This is a genomic window from Streptomyces sp. V3I8, from assembly GCF_030817535.1.
In the GTDB taxonomy this organism is placed as follows: domain Bacteria; phylum Actinomycetota; class Actinomycetes; order Streptomycetales; family Streptomycetaceae; genus Streptomyces.
This window is the reverse complement of record NZ_JAUSZL010000002.1, coordinates 3,489,356-3,513,460: the sequence shown is the minus strand read 5'-3', so window position 1 is coordinate 3,513,460 and position 24,105 is coordinate 3,489,356. Positions and strand designations below refer to the sequence as shown.

The following is a 24,105-nucleotide window of genomic DNA, read 5'->3' as shown; positions in this document are numbered from 1 at the left end:
GAGGACGTCGCGGTCGAGGAGCCCCGACTGTCCGGTGATGCGCCGGACAATGCCCTGATCAGGGCATTCGCTGCCAGTGATCACTGGCAGCGTGTGTGCAGTCGGTGAAACCCTGTTACCGACGGGTACCCAAAGAGCGCGGGCGGGCATACCCTGCGGCTCATGACGGACTCGCAGGCCCCGGCACAGGCCCCGGAAAAGACCGGCACCAACCCTCTCGCGCCCGCACCCGAAGGCGCCCGCACGGCTGCCGACGTGGTCACGCCGGAGCTGATCGCCCAGCTCACGCGTGGCGTGGTCGGCTCGGGCCGCACCGCGAACCACACCCCGTTCACCGGCGAGAAGCTGGCCGACCTGCCCGAGTCCGGCCCCGAGGACGTGGCGCTGGCCTACGAGCGGGCCCGCGCGGCCCAGGCCGTCTGGGCGCAGACCCCGGTCAGGCAGCGCGCGGCGGTCCTCCTGCGCTTCCACGACCTCGTGCTGGCCCGTCAGGCCGAGGTGCTGGACCTGATCCAGCTGGAGACCGGCAAGGCCCGCCTGCACGCGCACGAGGAGGTCCAGGCGGTCGCCGTCGCGGCCCGCCACTACGGCCGCCGGGCCCCCTTCTACCTGCGCCCCAAGCGGCACGCGGGCGCCATGCCGGCCCTCACCAAGGTCACCGAGCTGCGCCACCCGCGCGGTGTCGTCGGTCAGATCGCCCCCTGGAACTATCCGCTGGAGCTGTCCGTCGGCGACGCGCTGCCGGCCTTCGTCGCGGGCAACGCCGTCGTGATGAAGCCCGACACCGAGACCTGCCTCACCGCCCTGTGGGCCCGTGACCTGCTGATCGAGGCGGGCCTGCCGGCCGATGTCTTCCAGGTCGTCCTCGGCGAGGGACCCGTCGTCGGCCCGGAGGTCGTCAAGCACGCCGACTACGTCTCCTTCACCGGTTCCACCCGGACGGGCCGCGAGGTCGCCCGGGGCGCGGCGGCCCGGCTGGTCGGTGTCTCCCTCGAACTCGGCGGCAAGAACGCCATGCTGGTCCTGGCGGACGCCGACATCGAGCGGGCGGCGGCCGGCGCGGTCCGCGCCTGCTTCTCGTCGGCCGGGCAGCTGTGCATCAGCATCGAGCGGCTGTACGTCCACGCGTCGGTCGCGGACGCGTTCCTGGCGCGGTTCGCCGCGCGGACCAGGGCGATGCGGCTCGGCACGTCCCTCGCGTACGGCGCCGACATGGGCTCGCTGGTCGGCGAGCGCCAGCTGGAGACCGTGACCCGGCACGTGGAGGAGGCCGTCGCCAAGGGGGCGACGGTCGTCGCGGGCGGTGTCGCGCGCCCGGACGTCGGCCCGTACTTCTTCGAGCCGACGATCCTCGACGGCGTCGAGGCGCCGATGGCGGTGTGCGGCGAGGAGACCTTCGGCCCGGTCGTCTCGGTCTACCGCTTCACCGACGAGGACGAGGTGATCGAGGCCGCGAACGCCACGGCGTACGGCCTCAACTCGTCGGTCTGGACGAAGGACGGCCGCCGCGGCGCCGAGGTCGCGGCCCGGCTGCGCACCGGAACGGTCAACATCAACGAGGGCTACGGACCCGCGTACGGCAGCGTCCAGTCGCCGATGGGCGGCATGAAGGACTCCGGCCTCGGCCGCCGCCACGGCTCCGAGGGCATTCTCAAGTACACGGAGGCCCAGACGGTCGCCCGGCAGCGCCTGCTGCCGATGGCCCCGTCCCTGGGCATGACCGACGAGAAGTACGCGGCCTTCATGACCCGCAGCCTCCGCCTGATGAAGACACTCCGCTTCCGTTAGGAGCCCCCCGCAAGGGGCGCCGGGGAACTGCGCGAGCAACCACGAATCACCCGCACGCACACTCAACGAGGAGCACCGTGCCGCAGGACACGTACGACTACGACGTCATCGTCGTGGGTTCCGGTTTCGGCGGATCCGTCACCGCCCTGCGCCTGACGGAGAAGGGCTACCGCGTCGGCGTCCTGGAGGCCGGCCGCCGCTTCACCCGCGAGACGCTGCCCAAGAACTCCTGGGACCTCAAGAACTACCTCTGGGCGCCGAAGCTCGGCATGTACGGCCTCCAGCGCATCCACCTCCTCGGCAACGTCATGGTGCTCGCGGGCGCGGGCGTGGGCGGCGGCTCCCTCAACTACGCCAACACCCTCTACGTACCGCCGAAGCCGTTCTTCGAGGACCCGCAGTGGAAGGACATCACCGACTGGGAGGGGGAGCTGAAGCCGTACTACGACCAGGCCCAGCGCATGCTCGGCGTGCGGCTGAACCCGACCATGACCCCGTCGGACGTCCACCTGAAGGCGGCGGCCCGGCGGATGGGCGTGGGCGACACCTTCCACATGGCGCCGGTCGGCGTCTTCTTCGGTGACGGCCAGGACGCCGACGGCACCGCGAGGGCGCGGCCGGGAGAGCAGGCCGACGACCCGTACTTCGGCGGCGCCGGCCCGGCCCGCAGGGCGTGCGCCGAGTGCGGCGAGTGCATGACGGGCTGCCGGCACGGCGCGAAGAACACCCTCAACGAGAACTACCTGTACCTCGCCGAGAAGGCGGGCGCGGTCGTCCACCCGCTGACGACCGTCGTGTCCGTCACGGACGACTCGCGGGGCGGCTACGCCGTCACGACGCTCCCGACGGACCGCGGCCGCAGGAGCGGAGGCCGCAGGGGCGGAGGACGCAAGGGTGAAGGACGTCAGGGCGGAGGACGCCAGGCCGAGGGGCGCGTCCTCACGGCCCGCCGGGTGGTCCTGGCGGCCGGTACGTACGGCACGCAGACCCTGCTGCACCGCATGAAGGCGAGCGGCCGGCTGCCGCACGTGTCGGGCAGGCTGGGCGAGCTGACCCGTACGAACTCCGAGGCCCTGGTCGGCGCGCAGACCGACGACCGGCGCTACCGCAAGGCCACCGGCGAGGCGAAGGTCGACTTCACGCGCGGGGTCGCGATCACCTCCTCGATCCACCCGGACGCCAACACCCACATCGAACCGGTCCGTTACGGCAGGGGCTCGAACTCGATGGGCAGCCTGTCGATCCTCCAGGTCCCGTACACGGAGGGCTCGTCGAGGTTCCTCGCCTGGCTGCTCAACGCGGTGCGGCACCCCAGCCGCACGGCCCGTTCGCTCTCCAACCGCCGCTGGTCGGAGCGGACCATCATCGGCCTGGTGATGCAGTCCCTCGACAACTCCCTGACGACATACCTGAAACCGAAGGGCGCGGGCAAGGGCCTGCTGACGGCACGGCAGGGGCACGGCGCCCCCAACCCGAAGCAGATCAGGGCCGCTTCGGAGGGCGCGTCGGCGATAGCCGCCGAGATCAACGGCTTCGCGGGCTCGAACGTCGGCGAGCTGATGGGCATGCCGCTGACCGCCCACTTCCTCGGCGGCTGCCCGATCGGCGCGTCCGCGGACGAGGGCGTCATCGACCCCTACCACCGGCTGTACGGGCACCCGGGCATCTCCGTCGTCGACGGCGCCGCGGTCTCGGCGAACCTGGGCGTGAACCCGTCCCTGACCATCACCGCACAGGCCGAGCGCGCGATGTCGTACTGGCCCAACAAGGGCGAGGCGGACCCGCGTCCGGCACAGGGCGCGGCATACGAACGCCTGAAGCCGGTGGCGCCCCTCTCCCCGGCGGTCCCCGCGACCGCCTTCGGCGCCCTGAGGCTCCCCTTCCTCGGGATGCCGGCGATGCCCCCGAAGAAGTGATCCCCTGAAGGAAGCAGCCTTCCGGAGGAGTCCGTGGAAAGGGGCCCGCGGAAAGGAGTCCGTGGAAAGGGACCCGCGGAAAGGGACCCGCGGAAAGGCGAAGGACCTGCGCCCCCCTCCGAGCGCAGGTCCTCACGTCGTGCACGGGGCGTGCGGAGCAGGCCCCTTCCAGGAATGCGGAGAACCACGGGCCCGGCTCCCACCGGGCCCGCAGCCGCGATCCGCACCCCCGGCGGGAGTTACGCGTCGGCGCCGGCCTTGCGGCGGCGGGCGACGACGACGGCCCCCACACCGGCGACGAGCGCGACCCCGCCCACGAGACCGACGGTCGGCAGCGCGGAGCTGGACCCGGTCTCGGCGAGGCTTCCGGTCGGCAGCTCGGAGACGTTGCCCTGCGGCTTCTTCACCGGGTCCTTGTCGGCGTCCTCGTCCGGCGTGGCCGTACCCGGGTCCGTGTTGTCCGAACCGGCCTTCAGGACCTCGAAGTCGTACTGCGCCCAGCCCTCGGCGACACAGTCCTGGCCCTCGACGCTGTCCAGGTAGGCACCGGAGCCGAAGGAGTACGAGTCGCCGACCGGCGCGCCCTTGGCGACGCTGAAGCGCAGGTCGACCTTCTCGCTCGCCTTGGCCTTCAGCTCCTCGACGTAGAAGAAGTAGTTGCCGGCCCAGTTCTCGTCGCCGATCCGCTCCCACTTGCCGGACTCGGTGTTCTTGAACTGCAGCGTGACGTACGGGCTCAGGAACTTCGACTCGTCGAGCTCGTAGTTCTCGATCTCGGCGTAGAAGGCGACACCCTCGATGTCGGCCTTCGACTCGTTGGTGACGACCAGCTTGAAGGCGTGGAAGCCGTCGCCCGCGACGATCTTGCCCGGCAGGCCCTTGATGTCCGCGGAGACCTTGGCGTCGCCGTAGTTCTCGTCCAGGTCCTCGCAGAACGGGGCGTCCGGGTCGCCCGGCTCCTCGGACGGCCCGGGCGTCGTGCTCGGCGTCCCGGTGGCCGTCGCGCTGCCGCTCGGCGGCGTGGTCGTGGTCGGCGTGCCCGAGGGGATCTCGCTGCTCGGCGGCGTCGTCGTGGGCGTCGCGGTGGGCGTGCCGGAACCGCTGGTCTCGGTCTCGGTGGTGGTGGCGGTCGGCGTCGCGGACGTGGTCTCCGTCCCGGTGGGCTCCGGGTCGGTCGCGAAGGCGGCCGGGGCCGACAGCAGCGCGAGCGGGGCTATGACAGCGGTCGTGGCCGCAGCGGCCATGACACGGCGAAGCTTCATGAAGACCTCAAAAGTCCGGTGCGCCGCGGTGTCACGACGCGAGATTTCCAGGGAGGCCTCCGCGTGGCGGTCGCGGGTGTGGCCATGGGTTGCGCAAGTGAGACCCGTGACCCCTGTGAAGGGTTGCCCTGGAACTCACAGAATTTTTATGTGGGCTGGGTCACGTGAGGGGCCGACTTGTGAACTCCTGTGCCCACGGCTTAGAACTGACCCTCGGTCGGCCGTCGGGGCCGACGATCGGGGAGGGGCGCGAGCGCCGTGGGGGAGAAGCCGTCCGAGAAGCCGTCCGAGAGGTCGCCGGGGGAACCGCCGGAGGAGCCGGAAGGACTCGGGGAGTCCCTGCCGGACGACGTGTGGGAGCAATTCGTCCGGGACAGCGAGCGGGACATCCGGACCTCCGGGGCGCCCAAGGAGCCGTCCGCGCGCGCCCGCATGGTGACCGAGCGACTGCGGCAGCAGGAGGCGCGCGGCGAGCTGCCCCAGGGCTGGCGCACGGTCCCCGACGGGCAGGGCATGAACGGTCGCCGGGCCCGGCGCCGCAGGGTGCGGACCGCGATCGGTGTCGTGCTCGCGGTCGCGGTGGCCGTCGTGGCGATGAAGCCGTCCCTGCTGCCGGGCGACCCCTTCGGCACGGACTCCGGCACGCGTTCGGGTACGGACTCCGGTACGGATCCCGGTACGGGCTCGCAGTCCCTGCCTCTGCTGCCCGCGGAGACCGCACCCGAGACCGCGGCGCCGGGCTCCGTGCCCGGGACGCCCACCCTGGAGGAGCCGTTCGCCGGCTCCCCGGCCGTGCGGTACGCCGACGGCGCCGCCGGGATCGTGCCGCCGGAGGCGAAGGCGGTCGGCGCGTTCTCGAAGGACCAGGTGGCCCGGGCCCTGGAACGGAGCAGGACCCTGCTGGTCGACGCGAACCTCGACCGCGGCACGCTGTTCGGCGGCACCCCCGGGACCGTCCTGGACGAGGTGCTCGACCCCAGGCAGCCGGAGCTGGTCGACGATCTGAGGTCCTGGCTGCGCAAGCCCGGCGAGGACCGCGATCCGCTGCGCATGTTCACCCGCTTCGACCGGGACGAGGTGCGGCTCGTCGGTGACGTGGTCAAGACCCGTGGCCGTACGACCTTCGAGGAGGGCCGGGACGGGGCGCTGGACATCCACACCGACTACACCTTCGTGTACGCGCTGGCCCCGGCCGACCCGGACTCCACCGAGGTGACCCGCACCATCGTCCGCCGGATCATCGACCTGCGGATGTCCGACCCGGCGAAGTACCGGGTGACCCCGGGCCGGCTGGCGGTCGTCTCCTACGACGACGACGTCTCCAACACCGCCTGCTTCGTGCACGACGGCTTCCTGCACCCGGAGCCGGCCTGGTCCGATCCCCCGAGCGCGCCCCCGAGCGGGCCCACGGTCGATCCGTACGACCGCAGCCGGGACATCGGCGACGACTCCGGACCGGAGCCGTGCGGGACGGTGTCACGGACATGAGGACCCGGACGGGAACGCAGGCGGGAACGCGGACAGGAACAGGGGCGGGGACGGGGACGGGGACGGACAACAGGATCTCGCGGCCCCTCGTCGCGATGACGGTTCTGGTCGCCCTCGCCTGTACGGCGGCGTGCGGCACGGGCGGCTCCGGCGAGGACGGGAAGTCCTCGCGCCGGGCGACGGACGGGCGGACGCCCGGCAGCGACGGAAGGACCGGGACACCGGACCGGAACAGCCCCGGATCCCAGGACCCGCAGGACACACAGGAATCGAGGGACTCGCGCGACGCACAGGACCTGCAAGGCACCCCGGGCACCCCGGGCACCCCGGACACGCGGAGGACGGCCCGACGGCCCCTGAGCGGGGCGCAGTTGAAGAAGGCGGTGCTCGTGACGGGTGACGTCAAGGGCTACGAGGTCAACACGTCGGACGCGGCGGACCTCCTCAACCGGTCGGTCCCGGCGGCTCCGTCGAAGTGCCAGCCGGTCGCCGACATGTTCCTGTTCGCCACCGACCCGGCCCCGGCGGCCGGAGTCAGCCGCGGTGTCGGCGCGAAGGACGAACTGGACGCCTCGGTGACCACGCTGGCCCTCCTCTCGTACGGGTCCGGCGACGCCGAGGAGGTCATGGACGGCCTGCGTTCGGCGACGGAGGACTGCACCGCGTACCGGCACACCGGCTACGACTACAAGAACGTGAAGGCGCTGCCCGGCCCGGACCAGGGCGACGAGTCCCTCGCGTTCAGGCTGGTCGCCTCGATCGAGGGGGCGCGGGTGCCGGTCGCGTGCACGGTCGTCCGCGAGGGCACGACGCTGGTGGCCTTCAACTCGATGAACATGCTGGAGGCGGGGGGCGCCGAGGTTCCGGCCGAGCTGGTCGGGGCGCAGCTGAAGAAACTGGTGAGGACCGCCGGCTGAACCGCCGGGGCCGGCGGACGGACAGCCGGACAGCCGGACAGACGAAGGGCCCCGCGGGACGATCCGCGGGGCCCTTCGTGATCAGCACCGACGTCAGGGCAGCGCCGGTGCCTCGGAAACGGCGCTGGGGGGGGGAGCGCCGCTTGTTGGTTTGTCCGCCGGTCGACGCTCCGGCGCACGGGGGAGTGCGCGTGGCGTCGACCAATGGCGGCAGGACGGTGCAGTGCTGCGCATGCCGCCGTGGGACGTGGATCTGTCCCTGCATCGTGCTCGACGGTCCACGGCCTCCGCAGCCGTTTCGACCGCTCTTGCACGGATTCCGCCGGTCGGCCCCGGGCGTCCCCGGAGCCGACCTTCTGTTGGGTGACCGGGCTGCTGTCCCCTGCCGTCCGGTCACTTCTCCGGAACGAGGTCCCACGGCGCACTTGCGTACGCCTCCCGTCCCGGCGGAGCCACGCGTGGTTCTTCGGGCCCGCCCCTGGCTGGCACGGACACCGGGACAACGAAGCCCGGCACGGGACGGTCACGCGCCGTACGGGTGAGAGGGCATGCGTACGTGCGTGCACCGGACGTCCGTCGTACGGGACCGTCCTACGGGTTGGTGCACGCGGTGCCGTACACCGTGCCGTACCCGGCGCCAGGTGTCCTCAGACGCGGCCCCTGCACAGCTCCAGCAGCGTCATCGCGAGCGCGGTGCCGGGCTTGCCGAGGGCTTCCCTGTAGTGGCCCAGCACCTCCATCTCGCGGGACAGGTTCACGCGACGGCCGCCGGAGGTGATGCGGGCCTCCTGGATGACCGCCGAGACGGCCATGCGTTCCTGGACGAGGCCGATGATGCGGTCGTCGAGGGTGTCGATGCGTTCGCGGGCGCCGGTGATCACGCCGGCGGCCTCCTCGGTGCGGGCGCCGGTCTTGTCCGCCGGGGTCGCTGTGTTCGTCCGGGTGCTCATCTGGGGCTCCTCTTCGGTTCTCGACGGGGTGCCCCGGAGCGGCAAGGTCCGGAAAACGCAGGCGCCCCGGGCCTTGTCGGCCCGGGGCGCCTGGGAAGTCGCTCGTCAGTTGCTCAAGCGGCACGACCATGGCAGCCGGTGGGCCGGTTGCCATAGGTAAAGACGAAGGTCTGGTGCGTGAGCATGGGAGCAGTATGCCCCCGTACTCCGCGCGGTCCAACCCGGTTCGCATACTGAGACACCCTGTTTCCGCCCCCGAACCCCGGTCCTCAAGCGCCGGACGGGCTGGATGTCCAGCCCGTCCGGCGCTTGAGGACGAGCGCGCAGCGCGATCGCGGCGGTCCGGGGGCGGCAGCCCCCAGGGGACGGGACGGGAAGGTGACGGGAAGGGGTGGCAGGGGCGGCAGGGGCGGGGAAAACCCCGGCGCGGGCGCCCGCCCCCGGGCCACCGTTAGAATCAGACCCACAGCCCTGCTCAACCGCCGGAAGGCAAACCGTGCCAGAAGCGTCCCCCGCCGCCACCCCCGACACCGTCCTGGTCGTCGACTTCGGCGCGCAGTACGCCCAGCTCATCGCCCGCCGGGTCCGCGAGGCCCGGGTGTTCAGCGAGATCGTCCCGAGCACCATGCCGGTCGAGGAGATGCTCGCCAGGAAGCCGGCGGCGATCATCCTCTCCGGCGGCCCCTCGTCGGTGTACGCGGAGGGCGCCCCCCGCCTGGACGGCGCGCTCTTCGAGGCCGGCGTCCCCGTCTTCGGCATGTGCTACGGCTTCCAGCTGATGGCGACCGCCCTCGGCGGCACGGTCGACAACACCGGCGCCCGCGAGTACGGCCGTACCCCGCTGCACGTCTCGAAGTCCGGCTCGACCCTGTTCGAGGGCACCCCGGACGAGCAGTCCGTCTGGATGTCGCACGGCGACGCCTGCAGCGCGGCCCCCGAGGGCTTCACGGTGACGGCCTCCTCGGACGTCGTCCCGGTCGCGGCCTTCGAGAACGACGAGAAGAAGCTGTACGGGGTCCAGTACCACCCCGAGGTCATGCACTCCACGCACGGCCAGCAGGTGCTCGAGCACTTCCTGTACCGCGGCGCGGGCCTGAGCCCGGACTGGACCACCGGCAACGTCATCGAGGAGCAGGTCGCGCTGATCCGCGAGCAGGTCGGCGACAGGCGTGCCATCTGCGGCCTCTCCGGCGGCGTGGACTCCGCGGTCGCCGCGGCCCTCGTGCAGAAGGCCATCGGCTCGCAGCTGACCTGCGTGTACGTCGACCACGGCCTGATGCGCAAGGGCGAGACCGAGCAGGTCGAGAAGGACTTCGTGGCGGCGACCGGCGTCCAGCTGAAGGTCGTGGACGCGGAGGAGCGCTTCCTCACCGCCCTCAAGGGCGTCTCGGACCCCGAGGAGAAGCGGAAGATCATCGGCCGCGAGTTCATCCGGGTCTTCGAGCAGGCCCAGGCGGAGATCATCGCGGACGAGGGCCCGGAGGTGGCGTTCCTCGTCCAGGGCACGCTCTACCCGGACGTGGTCGAGTCCGGCGGCGGTACCGGCACCGCCAACATCAAGTCCCACCACAACGTGGGCGGGCTCCCCGAGGACCTCGAGTTCCAGCTGATCGAGCCGCTGCGCCAGCTCTTCAAGGACGAGGTCCGGATGGTCGGCCAGGAGCTCGGCCTGCCGGAGGAGATCGTCCAGCGCCAGCCGTTCCCCGGCCCGGGTCTCGGCATCCGGATCGTCGGCGAGGTGACGAAGGAGCGGCTCGACCTGCTGCGCGACGCCGACGCCATCGCCCGCGAGGAGCTGACGGCCGCCGGCCTCGACCGCGACATCTGGCAGTGCCCGGTCGTGCTGCTCGCCGACGTCCGCTCCGTCGGGGTCCAGGGCGACGGCCGCACGTACGGCCACCCGATCGTGCTGCGGCCCGTCTCCTCCGAGGACGCGATGACCGCCGACTGGTCGCGGCTGCCGTACGACGTCCTCGCGAAGATCTCCACGCGCATCACGAACGAGGTCGCGGACGTCAACCGGGTCGTCCTCGACGTGACGTCGAAGCCACCGGGCACCATCGAGTGGGAGTAGCCGTCCCCGGACCCCGGATTCCTCCGGGGTTCAGGTCCGCCTGAGGGTGCGCACCGGCACTCCGGGTGCCCAGATCTCGACGACCAGGTACGTGTCGTCCTCGACGTGGGTCCGTACGACCTCCGTCAGCTCGGTGCGGAAGAGGTGGAACGGCTCCGGCGGTTCCACCTCTTCGACGTACCGGGCCCTTTGCGCACCGTCGTGGACCTCGACGGCCCGGCCGGCGATCCGCACGTCGCCGCCGCCCATCCCGGTGTCCGCACCCGGATTCGCCTGCAGGGCGAACCGCGGGTCCCGCCGCAGGTCCAGCGCCTTGCGGGAGTCCGGCATCATGCCGAGCCACAGCTCCCCCGCCAGGAAGCGGACCTCCAGGCCGGACGTGCGGGGCGAGCCGTCCTTGCGGAGGGTCGCCACGATGTGGTGCGTGAAGGCCGCGAACCGTCCCTCGACGGCCTCGGCGAGCTCCGGTTCCGCGGCGACGAGGGCCGCCCAGTTCGACGTCGTACGAGTCATACGGCGAGTGTGGCGCCGATACCCGACACCTAGTGGCGCCTTTTGGGCAGGGTGTTGCGCGCGGCGCGTCCGCCGGAGTTGCGCCCCGCCGACCGCAGCCGCCGGGCCAGCCGGTCCTTGCGCACCATCTCCAGGCGCAGGAACACCGCGAACACCGCGGCCATCGCGACGCCCGTGGTGAGCGACACCCGCCAGCCCACGGGGATCAGGACCAGCGTCATGAGGGCCGCGCTGGCGGTCATGAACAGGGCCTTGCGGCGCAGGTCGGGATCCTCGTCCAGGGCGTCGAACTCGATGCGCGCCCTGAGCAGTTCCACCGCCGGTGCCACGTCCGGCAGCGGCTTCAGCGTGCCGGGACGCATCCCGGGGGTGCGGCCCGCGGCGAGCCGGCCGAGCGCCGCCGTACCGCGTTCGCGGGCCTCGGGGCTGGGGTCGCGCACCAGCCGGACCCGGAGCGTCTGGCCGGCCCTGCTCGCACCGTCGTACCGGAAGCCGTACTGCACGGCGATGTAGGTGAGGGCGGCGAGGCGGCGCGGGGATCCGCCGGTGTCGTCCAGGGCGACCACGTCACGCGTGGCGAGCTGTCTGAGCAGGGTCGCGACGCGACGCTCGGTTCTCTTCATGCGCGGGACGCGGACATGGTCGCGGACGCGGTCGCGGGGTGCGGTCCGTACGTCGTGCGGGGCGGGTGGGGAAGGCGGTGCACGGGGGGTCCCTCCGGGGAGCGTCGGCGCGGGTGCCCGACGAGTGTGACGGCTCCGGTCCGACAGACAAGTGACCCCGTACAACGGTTGTGCACTCTCTTCTCCTGCATCTCTGTTCTCCTGCGCCGACCGCCGGTAATTTCCCGCCGGTAAACACCGTACGGAGTCCTGCCCCCAGGGCTGGAGGACATATGCCCGGCCCCACGCCGCCCCCGCCGCTCCCCACCGACCGGCTGCGGTTCGCCATGCCTCCCATGCACGAGTCGCTCGACGACGAACGCCGGCACCGCAAGGAACGTCTCGCGGGCGCGCTGCGGCTCTTCGGGCGGCTCGGTTTCGAGGACGGAGTCTCTGGCCACATCACCGCGCGCGACCCGGAGTACAGCGACTGTTTCTGGGTCAACCCGTTCGGGATGCCCTTCAAGCATGTCACTGTCGGCGACCTGGTCATGGCCAACGGGGCGGGACAGGTGCTGGAGGGCCGCTACCACGTCAATCAGGCCGCGTTCACCGTGCACGCCCAGGTGCACGCCGCCCGGCCCGACGTCGTCGCGGTCGCCCACTGTCACTCGGTGCACGGACGCGCGCTGTCCGCGCTCGGCGACCTGCTCGACCCGATCACCCAGGAGAGCTGCGCGTTCTACGAGGACCACGCGCTGTACGACGCGTACTCGGGGGTGGCCGTGGACGCCGAGGAGGGGCGGCGGATCGCCTCCGCGCTCGGTTCGTACAAGGCGCTCGTGCTGCGCAACCACGGGCTGCTCACCGTCGGCGACTCGGTGGACGCGGCGGCCTGGTGGTTCCTGTCGATGGAACGGTCCTGCCAGGTGCAGCTGACCGCGCGGGCAGCGGGACGCCCGGTGCTCATCGACCACAAGCAGGCGGTCGCGACGCGGGAGCAGGCCGGCGGGGACCTGGTGGCGTGGATCAACTACCAGCCGTTGTGGCAGGACATCAGCCGCAGCGAACCGGACCTGCTGTCCTGACGGATCTGCTGTCCTGACGGACCTGCTGTCCTGACGAGCCTGCCGAGGGGCTGTTCGTTCAGAAGTCCCGCAGCACGACCGCCTTCGTCGTCGCGAACTCCTCGTCGGTGAGCACGCCGTCGCGGTGCAGTTCGCCCAGCTCGCGCAGCCGCCGCAGGAGTACGTCGTGCAGGTCCTGCGGTTGCGCCGGGGGCGCCGGGGACCGTCCGGAGCGCGGTACCGGGTCCCCGGGAACGGAAGCGGGGGCGGGGACAGGAACGGCGCCGGTGGCGGTGGGGATGCCGGTCGCGCGCGGGAGCGCGGGCGGACCGCCCCGCGCGAGTTCGCCGGTCCGGGTGGACGGGTGCGGGAGGCGGGCCGTGACCGCGGTCGCGACGAGGGCCGTCAGCAGGTCGCGCCGCGCGCTGCCCCACAGGTCGAGGGCGAACGGGTCCTTCTCCGGCGGCAGTTCGGAGAACACCGAGCCGTGGGTCACGAACCGCAGGAAGCCGTCCTCGTAACCGGAGTTGGGTAGCCACTCCACCCGCACGAGATCCGGTACGCCGATGATGCGCGGTCCCGTCGCGCGCTTGACCCGGTCCGAGGTGTCGCTCCAGTCGATACGGACACTCGTCCCGTCGAAGGAGACGGTGCCGTCGCTGGAACGGACCGAGACGGGCACGGGCGGCCCGGGCAGCAGATACGCGCCGGCCGGCTCCTCGGGTATCTGCTCGATGAGCAGGGTGTGCCGGATCTCCTCGGCGACGTACTCGGCGACCCCGGAACGGTCGACGTCCACCGACAGCCGGTACGGGTCGGCCGCGTCGGGCAGCCGGCCCCCGGTCGCCTGGAGCAGCGGGTCCGCGCCCTCGCGGAGTCTCAGACGCAGCCGGCCGCGCTTGCGGTCGGGTTCGTGGACGACACCCGCGACCGCTTCGAGGGGCACGGCGATCTCCCCGTACGTCTGCCGGAACAGCGGCACGGAACGGTGCAGTCCCGGGGTGATCCGGACCGTGCTGCCGTCGAAGGCCCAGGTCCCGTCGCGCTGGATGATCTCGGCCATACGGGAATTCTCGCAGCCGGGTCAACACGGGGGTGGCCGGTTCACCCGCGCCGGCCGGACCTGGCGAACGCGGGGGGTGTGCGGTACGGCACAATGCGCTGTCGTCACAAGGCAGTTGTGCGGCCGCGCAGGTGTGCGGTGGGGCGGATGTACGGCCGATGGACATTCGACGGAGCGGTGCGGAAGGCGGCGGCGGGCGTGGCGGTGCAGGAGGCTGGACAGGGGGCGGGGCATGAGACCGGCCGGGGGGCCCGGCAGGGTGGCCACGAGGGGGGCTGCACCTGCGGGGACTGCCCGTACGGGGCGCGTGAGGGGCACCGGCGGGCCGTCGCCGCGTTCCTCGCCGAGCGGGACGAACTGGCGTCGGGCCAGGGGCTGCCCGCCGCGGTCGCCTACTCGGCCGGCGCCTCCCGGCAGTGGGTGTCGGACGCGCTGACCCAGTCAGCCGACCTCGTCGCCGAACGCGGCCGGGCCGAGGGCGAGGTCTGGCTCGGTCTCGTCTGGCGGCGGACCGTGTTCGCCGTGTGGGGGGCCGTCACGGTCCTGCTCCTCGTCCAGTCGCTCACCGCGCTCGGGGCGGGCTGGACGTCCGCGCGCACGGCGGGGCTGCTCGCGGCGGTCGTCGTGGCCGTGCTGCTGACCGTCGCGTCCTGGTTCCACCGGGCGCGGGGCGGGGTGCTGGCGCCGGTCGTCGGCGAGGACAACCGGCTCTCCACCTCCCGGGTGGTGGCCGCCGGCTGGGTCCTCTTCGTCGTCTACGCCGTGCTGGTGCTGGCGGGCCGGCTCGCCGGGGCGTCCTCGCACGCCGAGCGGGACGCCCTCATCGCGGGCCTGGAACTCGCCCGCGGCGCAGGCATCGTGACCGTCCTCGCCGTCGTGTGCGCGATCGCCGTCCTGGTGCGGCGGGTGGTGGGTCTGCGGGTGCTCGGACAGCGGCTGCAGAAGGTGCGCGCCGACCGGCCCCGGGCCGCCGACCTGCTGACCGACGACTCCGGGCGCGGCAGCTTCGCCGACACGCAGTACGTGGTGCTGGGCGCCGTCGCGCTGATGTTCGCGGCGGTACGGCTGGCCCGGCGGCCCGAGCAGCTGCCGGACCTGCCGTGGGGGCTCGCGGTCATGGTGCTGATCTCGGCCGCCACGTACGTCGCCGCGAAGTACGCCGAGGGCGGCCGGCCGGTGATCCTCTCCGTCGTGCGGGCACGCGAGGCCGGGGACCTGGACGCGCCGATCCGCACGGGGGACGACATCGAGATCCGGGGCGCCGGGTTCGTGCCGCCCGGGGCGCAGAGCGCGGACCGGCTGTCGCGGATGGTGGTGCGGATCGGCGCGGTGCACGTGCACGTGCCGCTGGTCCCGGTGCCCGGCGGGTTCCGCAATCCGTCCGACGCGGTGCTGACCGTGCCGGTGCCCGCGGACGTGGAGCCCGGACGGGTGGAGGTGCAGGTCGTCACCGCGGCGGGCGTGGAGACGAACCGCGTGGAGATCGATGTGACGGACTGAGATTCCGCCCGAAAAGGGACGATCGGGTGGACGTGGTGAAAATTTGTCCGCCCTCCCTTGAGCGGGGATCGGTGCCCGTACGTATTGTCTTGTTGAGGGGTGAACCGTTCGGCGGTTGAGAGGTGGCGGAAGGCTATGGCTCACGGCATGCGGATGGACACGCACTCCGGATACGCGGACGACGACGGCGGCGGCAGTGACTGGCGGGACACCGCCACGCGGTACGCGCTGCTGCCGCTGCGGATCTTCCTCGGCGTCACCTTCATCTACGCGGGGCTCGACAAACTCACCGACAGCGCCTTCATGTCGGACTCCGGGGCGGGCTCGATCGGCGACATGATGCGCGCGGTCCGCGACTCGTCGGCCGTCCCCGCCCTGATCGACCTGTCCCTGAAGAACCCGGTCGGCTTCGGATACGCCATCGCCGTGGGCGAGTTGGCGGTGGGCATCGGGGTCCTGGTCGGCCTGCTGACCCGCCTCGCCGCGCTCGGCGGAGCGTTGATCTCCCTCAGCCTCTGGCTGACGATGAGCTGGGCCGCGGACCCGTACTACTACGGCAACGACCTCCCTTACATGATCGCCTGGCTGCCTCTCGTGCTGGCCGGAGCGGGCGTGTTCTCCCTCGACGCGACACTCCGCGCCCGCCGGAGGCGCCGGACGACAAGCGCCTACTAGGCCGGCCCTCGGCCGGCCCTCCGGTCCTCAACCCGCCCCGGGCGTCCGTCCGGGGCCGGGGTCAGCCCGGGGCGGGTGTGCTGTCCCGGGCGGGCTGTGCGCGGCGCTTGCGGCGGCGTATCCCGTGGGCCACGCTGCCCGCCACGGCCGCCAGGCACAGCCCTCCGGTGACGAGCGGGACCACCGCGAACCACGGGGTGTCCCAGAGGCCGCCCGCGTCGCCCGCGTAGACGACTCCGGTGAGAGCGACGAAGAAGCCCGCGATGAACCGGCCGGGCTGGAACTCATGACGCAGCACGGACGACCTCCGCCTGTCCGAGGCCGACTTCGAGAGTGAGGTCGAGCGTGCCGCCGTCCTCGCTCCCGCCCGCAGGCCTGAGTGTCAGTTGCTTGTGCTTGCCCGGAGCCACGTCCACGTCCTCTTTGTCGTCACCGGGCAACTGGATGTCGCCCACGCCCACTTCGACGTCCAACTTCACCGTCGCGTCCTTCGGTACGACCACCCTGAACTGCCCCACGCCCACCTCGGCGTTCGTCGTCACGGTCTGCCCCTTGGCGAGGTCGATCCGGCTGAGGTCGAGCGTGCCGACACCCGCGCCGAGGTCGTACTGCTCCTCGACGACGGCCGCCGTGGCCGGTGCCCAGTCCGCGCGCTGCCAGTGCGTGCCGATGTCCTTCGGCAGTGCCGTCGAGCCCGCCAGCAGGCCCGCTGTGAGGACCGAGAAGAAGACCAGCCCCGCTCCCGTGCGCCCGAGGAACGCGCTGACCGCCATCCCCAGGCCGAGCACCACCAGCGCGCAGGCCAGGCCGGTCTGCAGGCTGGTGCCGAGTATGTGGTCGTCCCAGGTCAGGCTCGTCCCGACGACGCCCGCGAAGAGGGCGAGCAGGACCACTCGGCCGCCGATCCAGCGCGGCCCGCGCGGCTTCGGGGCGTGCGCCCGTATGTCCCGGCCGACGATGCCGCGCGCGATGGCGGTCGCCGCCGCGATGTCACGGTCCCGAGTGCTCTTGGGACCCCACAGATAGCCCGTGCCGCCCACGTACGTCCCGTCCTTGACGATGGGCTCGCGCCACCAGGAGGGGAAGGCGACGGGCACGGGCGGAGCCTGCGCCTCCGGCGGGGCGTCGGCGACGGCCTGCGCGGCGATGGGACCGCCCCGGCCCGGGCGCGGCCGGGAGCTGGGGGAGGGGTCGGGGGCGTCGGCGCCGCGCTGCCGCGACCAGTAGCCGGCGCCCGCGAGGAGCAGGGACAGGAACACCGCGAAGGTCAGTACGCCGCTGTTGTTCAGCATGGAGAGGAACACCCCGCAGCCGACCAGGGCGAACAGCACACCGGTCAGCGCCTGGCCGTCCACGCGGCCGGTGAGGAGCTTGCGCACCTCGTTCTCCTCCTCGTCGTCGTACGGGACGAAGAGCCACGCGAAGCCGTAGAAGATGAGGCCGAGGCCGCCGGTCGCCGAGAGCACCGCGAGCACGATCCGGAAGATCACCGGGTCCATGTCGCACTGCCGCCCGAGCCCGGCGCACACCCCGCTCAGCATCCTGTGCCGCCGGTCGCGCCGGAACCTGCGCGGGACCTCGGGCGCCACCGGGTCCGCGACCCCCCCTCTGCCTCCGGGCGCGCGGGGCCCCGCGCCCACGGGCGCCGGGGCGTCCGCGGGCACGGCGTCCTGCGGCTCGGCGCCCGGACCGGGCCCCGGCCCCGCCGCGGCGTGCTGCTGATCGCTCATACGTCCATGGTGACGGCCGCGAGGGCTCCGCGGCAGTCCGGACGACCCTGGCCGAACCCTGAATTCCACCCCGGGCCGACCCTCATACCGGCGGCATCCGCCGCCGGGGCTCCCCGGCAGGCGGCCGGAGGCCCGATGGGGCAGCGGCCGAAGACCCGGCCCGGCGGTTGCCGAGGACCCGATGCGACAGCGACCGAAAGCCCGACCGGGCAGCGGTCGGAGGGCGGGAGAGAAGATCAGGGGAGTCTCGGGGGTCGACCCTGATGCCCGGTGGCGCCGGGCGTGTGAACATCGATGGCATGCCGGAAGCCGCAGCCCTGACCGTCGAGGACCCGCGGCCGCCGCGCAAGCTCTACCGCAGCAGCGACGGACGCTGGCTCGGGGGCGTGGCGCGGGGGCTCGCGGGGCACCTCGGCCTGCCCGTGATCTGGGTGCGGCTGGTCTTCGCGGGCCTGTTCATGGCGGACGGCCTCGGGGCCCTGCTGTACGCGTCGTTCTGGTTCTTCGTCCCGCTCGGCGTCGGGGGAGTGGACGCCGAGCGGCCCCCCGCCCTCGCCACCGAGACCGCGCCCGACGGCCGCCGCAGGCTCGTGGCGCGCAAGCCCGACAAGGGACAGATCGTCGCGCTGCTCGCGATGGTCGTCGTCACCATGGTCTTCGTGGGGAACGTCGACCTGAGCGGCGGCGCCAAGGCCTACCTCTGGCCCACCGTCCTGGTCGGCGCGGGCGTCGCCCTGGTCTGGCGCCAGGCGGACAACGCGCGCCGGGCCCGCTGGATGGCGGTCGGCCGCCGCAAGCGCACGATCACCCTGCTCCGTTCCGCCGCCGGGGTCCTGCTCGTCGCCGCGGGCGTCTCCGGGATATTCGTGCTGCAGGGCTCCGCCGCCCACCTCGGTTCGGTCCTGCAGGCCGCGCTCGCCGTCCTCGTCGGAATAGCGCTGCTGGCCGGTCCGTATCTCGTGCGGATGACCCAGGACCTCTCCGAGGAGCGCCTGATGCGCATCCGCGCGCAGGAGCGGGCCGAAGTCGCCGCCCACGTCCACGACTCGGTGCTGCACACGCTGACGCTGATACAGCGCAACGCGGAGAACGCGAGCGAGGTCCGGCGCCTCGCCCGCGCCCAGGAGCGCGACCTGCGCAACTGGCTCTACAAACCGGAGGGCACCGGCAAGGACGAGGCGGAGGAGCCCGGCACCCTCGCCGAGGCCGTCAAGCGCAGTGCGGCGGAGGTGGAGGACAAGCACGGGGTCCCCATCGAGGTCGTGGTCGTCGGCGACTGCCCGCTCGACGACCGGGTCGGCGCCCAGATGCAGGCCGCGAGGGAAGCCATGGTGAACGCGGCCAAGTACGGTGGCGAGGGCGGCGCGGTGCAGGTCTTCGCGGAGGTCGAGGGGAGGACCGTCTTCGTGTCGGTCCGGGACCGCGGTCCCGGATTCGACCTGGACTCGATACCCACCGACCGCATGGGCGTCAGAGAATCGATCATCGGCCGCATGGAGCGCAACGGCGGTACGGCCAGGCTGCGCGCGGTGCCGGACGGCGGCACGGAGGTCGAGCTGGAGATGGAGAGGGCACAGACATGAGCGACGCGAACGAACCGACCGGGACAACCGGGGCGACCGGGGCGACCGGGGCGAACGCCGGCGCGACGGGCGCGACCGGTGCGGCCGAGGGTCCGGCGGAAGCCGGACCCGGTCCCGGGCGGCGGGTGCGCGTGGTGCTCGTCGACGACCACCGCATGTTCCGTACGGGGGTCCAGGCGGAGATCGGGGAGACCGCGCGGACCGGCGTCGAGGTGGTCGGCGAGGCCGCCGACGTCGACCAGGCGGTCACGGTGATCACCGCGACCCGCCCCGAGGTCGTCCTGCTCGACGTCCACCTGCCGGGTGGCGGAGGCGTCGAAGTGCTGCGCCGCTGCGCGCCGTTGATGTCCGACGCCGAGCGACCGGTCCGGTTCCTCGCGCTGTCCGTGTCGGACGCCGCGGAGGACGTCATCGGGGTGATCCGGGGCGGCGCCCGCGGCTACGTGACGAAGACGATCACCGGCACGGACCTGGTCGACTCCGTCTTCCGCGTCCAGGACGGCGACGCCGTCTTCTCCCCCCGCCTGGCCGGCTTCGTCCTCGACGCCTTCGCCTCCACCGACGCCCCGCCGGTCGACGAGGACCTCGACCGCCTCACCCAGCGCGAGCGCGAGGTCCTGCGCCTGATCGCCCGCGGTTACGCGTACAAGGAGATCGCGAAGCAGCTCTTCATCTCGGTCAAGACGGTCGAGTCCCACGTCTCGGCGGTCCTGCGCAAGCTCCAGTTGTCCAACCGCCACGAGCTGACACGCTGGGCGACGGCACGACGACTGGTGTGACACGACGACTGGTGCGGCACGACGACTGGTGCGACGGGACCGGCAGGGCCCCGAAGCCGCGCGACCGTCCGGCGGGCACGTGCGCGATCACGCCGATACCCTGTGCGCGACGACGCGCCCGGCCGTCAGCCTGATATCCGCGTCCAGGGCAGCGTCCAGAGCCCGCAACGGGCCGACGGCGGGGCCCGGTTCCGCCCTCCCCGATGGGTCACCACGGTCCGAGACCTCGGCAGAGGGGTGCGCCGCTCCCGTGTCCGTGGCCACCCCCGCTGACGTATCGCCCCAGGAGCTGGAGCAAGAGGTCGATCGGGCCGGACAAGCCCCTCAGGCCGAGGGGCCCGGGTCCGCAGGGCGGGCTCGCCGCTCCCTCGCGTACGAGGCGCTCGCCCGGCGCGGGCGCGTAGAGCCTCGCTCGGTGCTCTCCGCCGTCGACTGTGCCGCCCTCGAAGAACTCGCCTCCGACTGGCTCGCCCGTGGTGCGACACGGGCCGGTCTGACGCGGTCCCTCGTCGCCGGGCTTCCCGAGCCGGTGCACTCGCCCCGCGCGCTCGTACAGCGGCGGCTGCGCGACAAGATGCCACCCCAGCCTGGCCGAGGCGACCAGGCGGCGTCCTGGCATTTCAGGTCACCCGGCCCAGCTTCCCGCCGTGGAGGTGGCGTCGGTGGACCGGATCGTCGCCGACGCCATGGGGTACATAGTGACCATGTTCTTCCCTGCGCAGCCGCAGCCCTGGGCCCTGTCCGAAAAATGATCTCGCCGGTCGTTCACCGCGCTCTTGAGGGAGGCCGTTCATGCTTTCGGCGCTGCTGGGGATCCTGGGAGGCGTACTTCTGCCCGTCGCTGTCCTTTTGCTGATCATCGGCAGGTCATGGCTCTGGGGCCCCGGGGCGCTGGAACTGCCTTGGCGTCTCCTCTTCGTCCTGGTCCTCGTCGTGCTTTTCGCAGTGAGTGGTCTGGCGCTGTGGGCCGATGCCGACTGCGGCGCCGACTGCCAGCCGGTGGTGACGCCGGTGTTCCCCTGACCGGGAAGTTGCGAAGGAGCCTCCGCCGGGGCTCGGCGGGCGGATACCCGTCGGGCCCCGAGCGCGAGAAGTGCAAGGCCGGACACCGCATCGAGTGCCGGATCGGCCTGCTCAAGCAGGCCCGTGGCGTCGTGACGCGCCAGCTACGACAAGCGTGCCGTCCGCTTCGGAACGACCGTCCGACTCACCCTCGTACGGCAATCCCTGTGACCCTGCCTCCTCACGTCACCTGCCTCACACCACCTGCCTCACACCACCCGTGTCGCCCCCGCGAACGGCATCTCGTCGATCGGGGCCACCCGTACCGGTGCCGACGGGTTCGGTGCGTGCACCATCCGGCCGTTGCCCACGTACAGCCCCACATGGCTGATGCCCGAGTAGAAGAACACCAGGTCGCCGGGGCGGAGTTCGGAGCGCGCGATGCGCCGCCCCGCGTCGATCTGCGCGTACGTCGTCCGGGGCAGTTCGATGCCCGCGGAGCGGTACGCGGCCTGCATGAGGCCGGAGCAGTCGAAGGCGTCCGGACCGGTGGCGCCCCACACGTATGGGCTGCCGAGCTTCCCGTACGCGTAGGAGACGGCCGCCGCCGCACGGGAGTCGGAGGCGGCCGCGGGGGAGCCCGTGCCGAGGCCGCGCGGGGCCGGGCCGGTGCGTGAGGCGCGCGCGATGTCCGGGTTGTCGGCACCGATGCGCGCCCGGTCCCCGTCCGGCAGGCGCGCGAGCAGTTCGCGCGCCTCGCCGAGCTTCCCGGTGACCGTCTTCTTGTGCCGCTTCAGGTCGGCCCGGTGTGCTTCCAGCGCGGTCAGTTCGACGTGTGCGGCACCGCGCAGCCGCTCGATGTCGCGCAACTGGGTGCGTACACGGGACACCGTCGTCGCCTGCCTGCTGCCGGCCCGCTCGGCGAACGCGGCGCCGTCCAGGTACTGATCGGGGTCCGAGGAGAGCATCAGTGCCAGTGAGGGATCGACGCCTCCGTCCCGGTACTGGGCACTGGCCAGCGAACCGAGCACGTCACGCTCGGAGTTGAGCCGCTCCGTCTTGCGGGCCGCCTCGTCCTGCAGGGTGCCGAGCCGGTCCGCGGCCTTCGTGGACTTCTCCTTGGCCCCGTTGTACTTCTCGGTGGCGGCCTCCGCCTCCTGGTACAGCTTGTCGACCTTGGCCTTCACCTGCGCCGGTGTCAGCTCGGGCGCCGCGACTCCCGTCCCGCTGAAGCCGGTCGCGCCCGCCGCGCCCGCGAGGGCGACGGTGAAGGCGGTACGGGCCGTGCCGCCGCCGAACGAGCGCTGCCTGGGCCTGCGGTGTGCTGCCACGTGCGATCCACGTTCCTTCCGTAGGGCCGGTCGTACGTCCGGCGGCGGCCCGCACAGGGGGAGCGGGACGCCGCCGGACCTTTCTGGCGGTGGTGCCGACCGCCGCCCCTGGCCAGGGCGGATGTGGTGGGGAGCCGGGCACCTGGGGAAGGACGCTAAACCTGGCCGCACACCCTTGGTAACGCCATGCACGGAAGTGATGGCATCCGGTCACAGGGCGACCGGGTGCGACCGTGATCCGGGCCCGGCGTCACCGGCTTGGCGTAGCGCCGTGACCGATACGCGCGTTGGGGGCCGGCGAAGGACCGGACGGTGCTACGGGCGGAAGCCGGAGCCGGAGCCGGAGCCGGAGCCGGAGCCGGAACCGGAGCCGGAGCCGGGCATCGGGGTCGGAGGCCAGGGCCAGGGCCGGGGATCGAGGTTCCGTCCGGGCCGGTGCGAGTCGGCGTACCGGCGCCCGGTTAGGGTCCGGGCTCATGGACGTACTCATTCATGTCTTCGTCGCCCTGCACATCATCGGCATCGCCGCCCTGCTGGGCGGCTTCCTCACGCAGATGAAGGCCATGGGCGACGGCACGGCCCGCTTCACCCCCGCCATGCTGCACGGCGCGCTGACCATGCTGGTCACGGGCGCGGTCCTCGTCGGCCTCAACCAGGCCGACGACCAGAGCGTCGACAACATCAAGATCGGCGTGAAGCTGGCCCTGCTGATCGTGATCCTCGGCCTCGTCTACGTGCAGCGCGACGAGGAGAAGATCGACAAGCGCCTGTTCGCCCTCGTGGGCGGACTGACCACGGTGAACATCTTCATCGCCCTGCTCTGGACCTGAACAGGACGATGAGGGCCGGGCACCAGGGGCCGTCCCCCCGGTGCCGGGCGCCGGTGGCCTACGTCGGTCGCACCACGCTGTGGATCGGCATGGAGTGGATCGACTCCTCGCGGACGTACGCGCCCGGCTTCGGGGCGTGGATCATCATGCCGTCGCCGACGCAGATGCCGACGTGGCTGATGTCGTCGTAGAAGAAGACGAGGTCACCGGGGCGGGCGCTGTCCACGGAGACCGCCGTGCCGGTCCCCACCTGGTCCCACGTCGTACGCGGAAGAGTCACGCCGGCGGCCTTCCAGGCGGCCTGGGTGAGCCCGGAGCAGTCGTACGAGCCGGGGCCGCTCGCGCCCCACACGTACGGCTTGCCGATCTGGGCGCGGGCGAAGGCGAGCGCCTCGGCGGCCTTGGCCGCTTTGACCGCCTGCCTCTCCCGCTCGATCGCGGCGAGCCGGGCCTCCTCCTCGGCGGTCAGCCGCGCGAGGATCCCGCGTGCCTCGGCGAGCTTGCGCTGCACGTCCGCCTTGGACGTCTTCAGCGCGTTCTCCGTGGTGGTGAGCGTCTCCAGGCCCTCGGACGCCTGCTGCCGCTTCGTCGTCGTGGCGGCCCGCCGTGTCACGTAGTCGTCGACGGCCTGCTTCTGCCGGGCGGTGAGCCGGTTCATCAGCCGGGTCCGGTCGAAGTAGTCCTGCGGGTTGTCCGCCGCCAGGAGCGCGGCGCTGTCGGGGGCGGCGGCGCCCGTGCGCTTCGCCACGTCGCCGAGGAGGGTGTCGACGCGCCGGCGCTGCCTGGTGGTCCGCTCCTTGGCCGCGTTGTACTTCTCGGTGGCCGTGACCGCCCGCTGGTAGAGGTCGTCGATCTTCTTCCGGACTTCCTCCGTGCTCGGCCGGGTGTTCTCCGCGTCCGGTGCGGGCTCCGCGGCCGGCGAGGCGTCCGCCGTCTGGGAGAGCAGGGCCACCGAGGCCGGTGCGGCGGTGGCGGGAGCCGGCGTCCGCATGCCCAGGGGACCGCTGGACCGCGCTCTGCGGTGTGGCGCCACGA

General features: G+C 72.3%; 21 protein-coding genes. 12 read left to right on the top strand and 9 right to left on the bottom strand.

What is annotated here, in order from left to right; genetic code table 11:
* Positions 1 to 162: 162 nt before the first annotated feature.
* Both QFZ75_RS15330 and QFZ75_RS15325 read left to right on the top strand, forming a co-directional pair.
* The gene (locus QFZ75_RS15330; RefSeq protein WP_307537379.1) at positions 163 to 1,788 is read left to right on the top strand and encodes a succinic semialdehyde dehydrogenase; all 1,626 of its coding nucleotides are present in this window, start codon (positions 163 to 165) and stop codon (positions 1,786 to 1,788) included.
* Between the two features lie 77 nt (positions 1,789 to 1,865).
* Positions 1,866 to 3,704, top strand: coding sequence for a GMC family oxidoreductase (locus QFZ75_RS15325; RefSeq protein ID WP_307537377.1), 1,839 nt, complete (start codon positions 1,866 to 1,868; stop codon positions 3,702 to 3,704).
* 239 nt (positions 3,705 to 3,943) lie between these two features.
* Here the strand turns inward: QFZ75_RS15325 and QFZ75_RS15320 are convergent, their stop codons facing one another.
* Positions 3,944 to 4,966, bottom strand: a complete 1,023-nt coding sequence (locus QFZ75_RS15320) for an LPXTG cell wall anchor domain-containing protein (protein ID WP_307537375.1) — start codon at positions 4,964 to 4,966, stop codon at positions 3,944 to 3,946.
* Positions 4,967 to 5,224: 258 nt separating this feature from the next.
* On the opposite strand from QFZ75_RS15320, the gene QFZ75_RS15315 reads away from it, so the two are divergent.
* Positions 5,225 to 6,454: a hypothetical protein gene (locus tag QFZ75_RS15315; protein WP_307537373.1), complete on the top strand. Its 1,230-nt coding sequence runs from the start codon at positions 5,225 to 5,227 to the stop codon at positions 6,452 to 6,454.
* Positions 6,455 to 6,549: 95 nt separating this feature from the next.
* The gene (locus tag QFZ75_RS15310) at positions 6,550 to 7,371 is read left to right on the top strand and encodes a hypothetical protein (RefSeq protein WP_307537372.1); all 822 of its coding nucleotides are present in this window, start codon (positions 6,550 to 6,552) and stop codon (positions 7,369 to 7,371) included.
* A gap of 647 nt (positions 7,372 to 8,018) precedes the next feature.
* Here QFZ75_RS15310 and QFZ75_RS15305 read toward each other — a convergent pair.
* A complete protein-coding gene (locus QFZ75_RS15305; RefSeq protein ID WP_307537370.1) occupies positions 8,019 to 8,321 on the bottom strand; it encodes a chorismate mutase in 303 nt (100 codons plus the stop codon).
* Between the two features lie 496 nt (positions 8,322 to 8,817).
* On the opposite strand from QFZ75_RS15305, the gene guaA reads away from it, so the two are divergent.
* Entirely contained in the window at positions 8,818 to 10,395 is a 1,578-nt protein-coding gene (gene guaA, locus QFZ75_RS15300) for a glutamine-hydrolyzing GMP synthase (protein WP_307537368.1), read from the top strand.
* A gap of 30 nt (positions 10,396 to 10,425) precedes the next feature.
* Here guaA and QFZ75_RS15295 read toward each other — a convergent pair whose 3' ends face one another.
* Both QFZ75_RS15295 and QFZ75_RS15290 read right to left on the bottom strand, forming a co-directional pair.
* On the bottom strand, positions 10,426 to 10,908 hold the full coding sequence (locus QFZ75_RS15295; protein ID WP_307537366.1) for a pyridoxamine 5'-phosphate oxidase family protein: 483 nt from the start codon (positions 10,906 to 10,908) through the stop codon (positions 10,426 to 10,428).
* Between the two features lie 29 nt (positions 10,909 to 10,937).
* The gene (locus QFZ75_RS15290; protein ID WP_307537365.1) at positions 10,938 to 11,531 is read right to left on the bottom strand and encodes a hypothetical protein; all 594 of its coding nucleotides are present in this window, start codon (positions 11,529 to 11,531) and stop codon (positions 10,938 to 10,940) included.
* Positions 11,532 to 11,803: 272 nt separating this feature from the next.
* On the opposite strand from QFZ75_RS15290, the gene QFZ75_RS15285 reads away from it, so the two are divergent.
* Complete coding sequence (locus QFZ75_RS15285) at positions 11,804 to 12,598, top strand: class II aldolase/adducin family protein (RefSeq protein ID WP_307537363.1); 795 nt, start codon at positions 11,804 to 11,806, stop codon at positions 12,596 to 12,598.
* Positions 12,599 to 12,656: 58 nt separating this feature from the next.
* Here QFZ75_RS15285 and QFZ75_RS15280 read toward each other — a convergent pair whose 3' ends face one another.
* Positions 12,657 to 13,640: a DUF4429 domain-containing protein gene (locus QFZ75_RS15280; protein ID WP_307537362.1), complete on the bottom strand. Its 984-nt coding sequence runs from the start codon at positions 13,638 to 13,640 to the stop codon at positions 12,657 to 12,659.
* 198 nt (positions 13,641 to 13,838) lie between these two features.
* Here QFZ75_RS15280 and QFZ75_RS15275 point away from each other — a divergent pair, with 198 nt between their 5' ends.
* Complete coding sequence (locus QFZ75_RS15275; RefSeq protein ID WP_307544497.1) at positions 13,839 to 15,140, top strand: hypothetical protein; 1,302 nt, start codon at positions 13,839 to 13,841, stop codon at positions 15,138 to 15,140.
* A 135-nt stretch (positions 15,141 to 15,275) separates the two neighbouring features.
* On the top strand, positions 15,276 to 15,815 hold the full coding sequence (locus QFZ75_RS15270; protein WP_307537360.1) for a DoxX family protein: 540 nt from the start codon (positions 15,276 to 15,278) through the stop codon (positions 15,813 to 15,815).
* A 61-nt stretch (positions 15,816 to 15,876) separates the two neighbouring features.
* Here QFZ75_RS15270 and QFZ75_RS15265 read toward each other — a convergent pair whose 3' ends face one another.
* Positions 15,877 to 16,113 carry a hypothetical protein gene (locus QFZ75_RS15265; RefSeq protein ID WP_307537358.1) on the bottom strand — a complete coding sequence of 79 codons (237 nt, stop codon included), beginning with the start codon at positions 16,111 to 16,113 and terminating at the stop codon, positions 15,877 to 15,879.
* Positions 16,100 to 17,545, bottom strand: coding sequence for a PspC domain-containing protein (locus QFZ75_RS15260; RefSeq protein WP_307537357.1), 1,446 nt, complete (start codon positions 17,543 to 17,545; stop codon positions 16,100 to 16,102). The genes QFZ75_RS15265 and QFZ75_RS15260 overlap by 14 nt, the downstream gene beginning before the upstream one ends.
* Before the next feature lie 299 nt (positions 17,546 to 17,844).
* Between QFZ75_RS15260 and QFZ75_RS15255 the strand changes: the two genes are divergently transcribed.
* The 3 genes from QFZ75_RS15255 (at position 17,845) to QFZ75_RS15245 (ending at position 20,930) form a co-directional block, all read left to right on the top strand.
* Entirely contained in the window at positions 17,845 to 19,128 is a 1,284-nt protein-coding gene (locus QFZ75_RS15255; RefSeq protein WP_307537355.1) for an ATP-binding protein, read from the top strand.
* On the top strand, positions 19,125 to 19,907 hold the full coding sequence (locus QFZ75_RS15250) for a response regulator transcription factor (protein ID WP_307537353.1): 783 nt from the start codon (positions 19,125 to 19,127) through the stop codon (positions 19,905 to 19,907). The genes QFZ75_RS15255 and QFZ75_RS15250 overlap by 4 nt, the downstream gene beginning before the upstream one ends.
* Positions 19,908 to 20,699: 792 nt before the next feature.
* Positions 20,700 to 20,930, top strand: a complete 231-nt coding sequence (locus QFZ75_RS15245) for a hypothetical protein (RefSeq protein WP_307537351.1) — start codon at positions 20,700 to 20,702, stop codon at positions 20,928 to 20,930.
* 248 nt (positions 20,931 to 21,178) lie between these two features.
* Here QFZ75_RS15245 and QFZ75_RS15240 read toward each other — a convergent pair whose 3' ends face one another.
* Positions 21,179 to 22,240 (bottom strand): C40 family peptidase, encoded by a 1,062-nt coding sequence (locus QFZ75_RS15240; RefSeq protein WP_307537349.1) that lies wholly within the window; start codon positions 22,238 to 22,240, stop codon positions 21,179 to 21,181.
* 476 nt (positions 22,241 to 22,716) lie between these two features.
* Here QFZ75_RS15240 and QFZ75_RS15235 point away from each other — a divergent pair, with 476 nt between their 5' ends.
* The gene (locus QFZ75_RS15235; protein ID WP_307537347.1) at positions 22,717 to 23,070 is read left to right on the top strand and encodes a hypothetical protein; all 354 of its coding nucleotides are present in this window, start codon (positions 22,717 to 22,719) and stop codon (positions 23,068 to 23,070) included.
* 58 nt (positions 23,071 to 23,128) lie between these two features.
* On the opposite strand, the gene QFZ75_RS15230 is transcribed toward QFZ75_RS15235, so the two are convergent.
* Positions 23,129 to 24,103 carry a C40 family peptidase gene (locus QFZ75_RS15230; RefSeq protein ID WP_307537346.1) on the bottom strand — a complete coding sequence of 325 codons (975 nt, stop codon included), beginning with the start codon at positions 24,101 to 24,103 and terminating at the stop codon, positions 23,129 to 23,131.
* Positions 24,104 to 24,105: the final 2 nt, after the last annotated feature.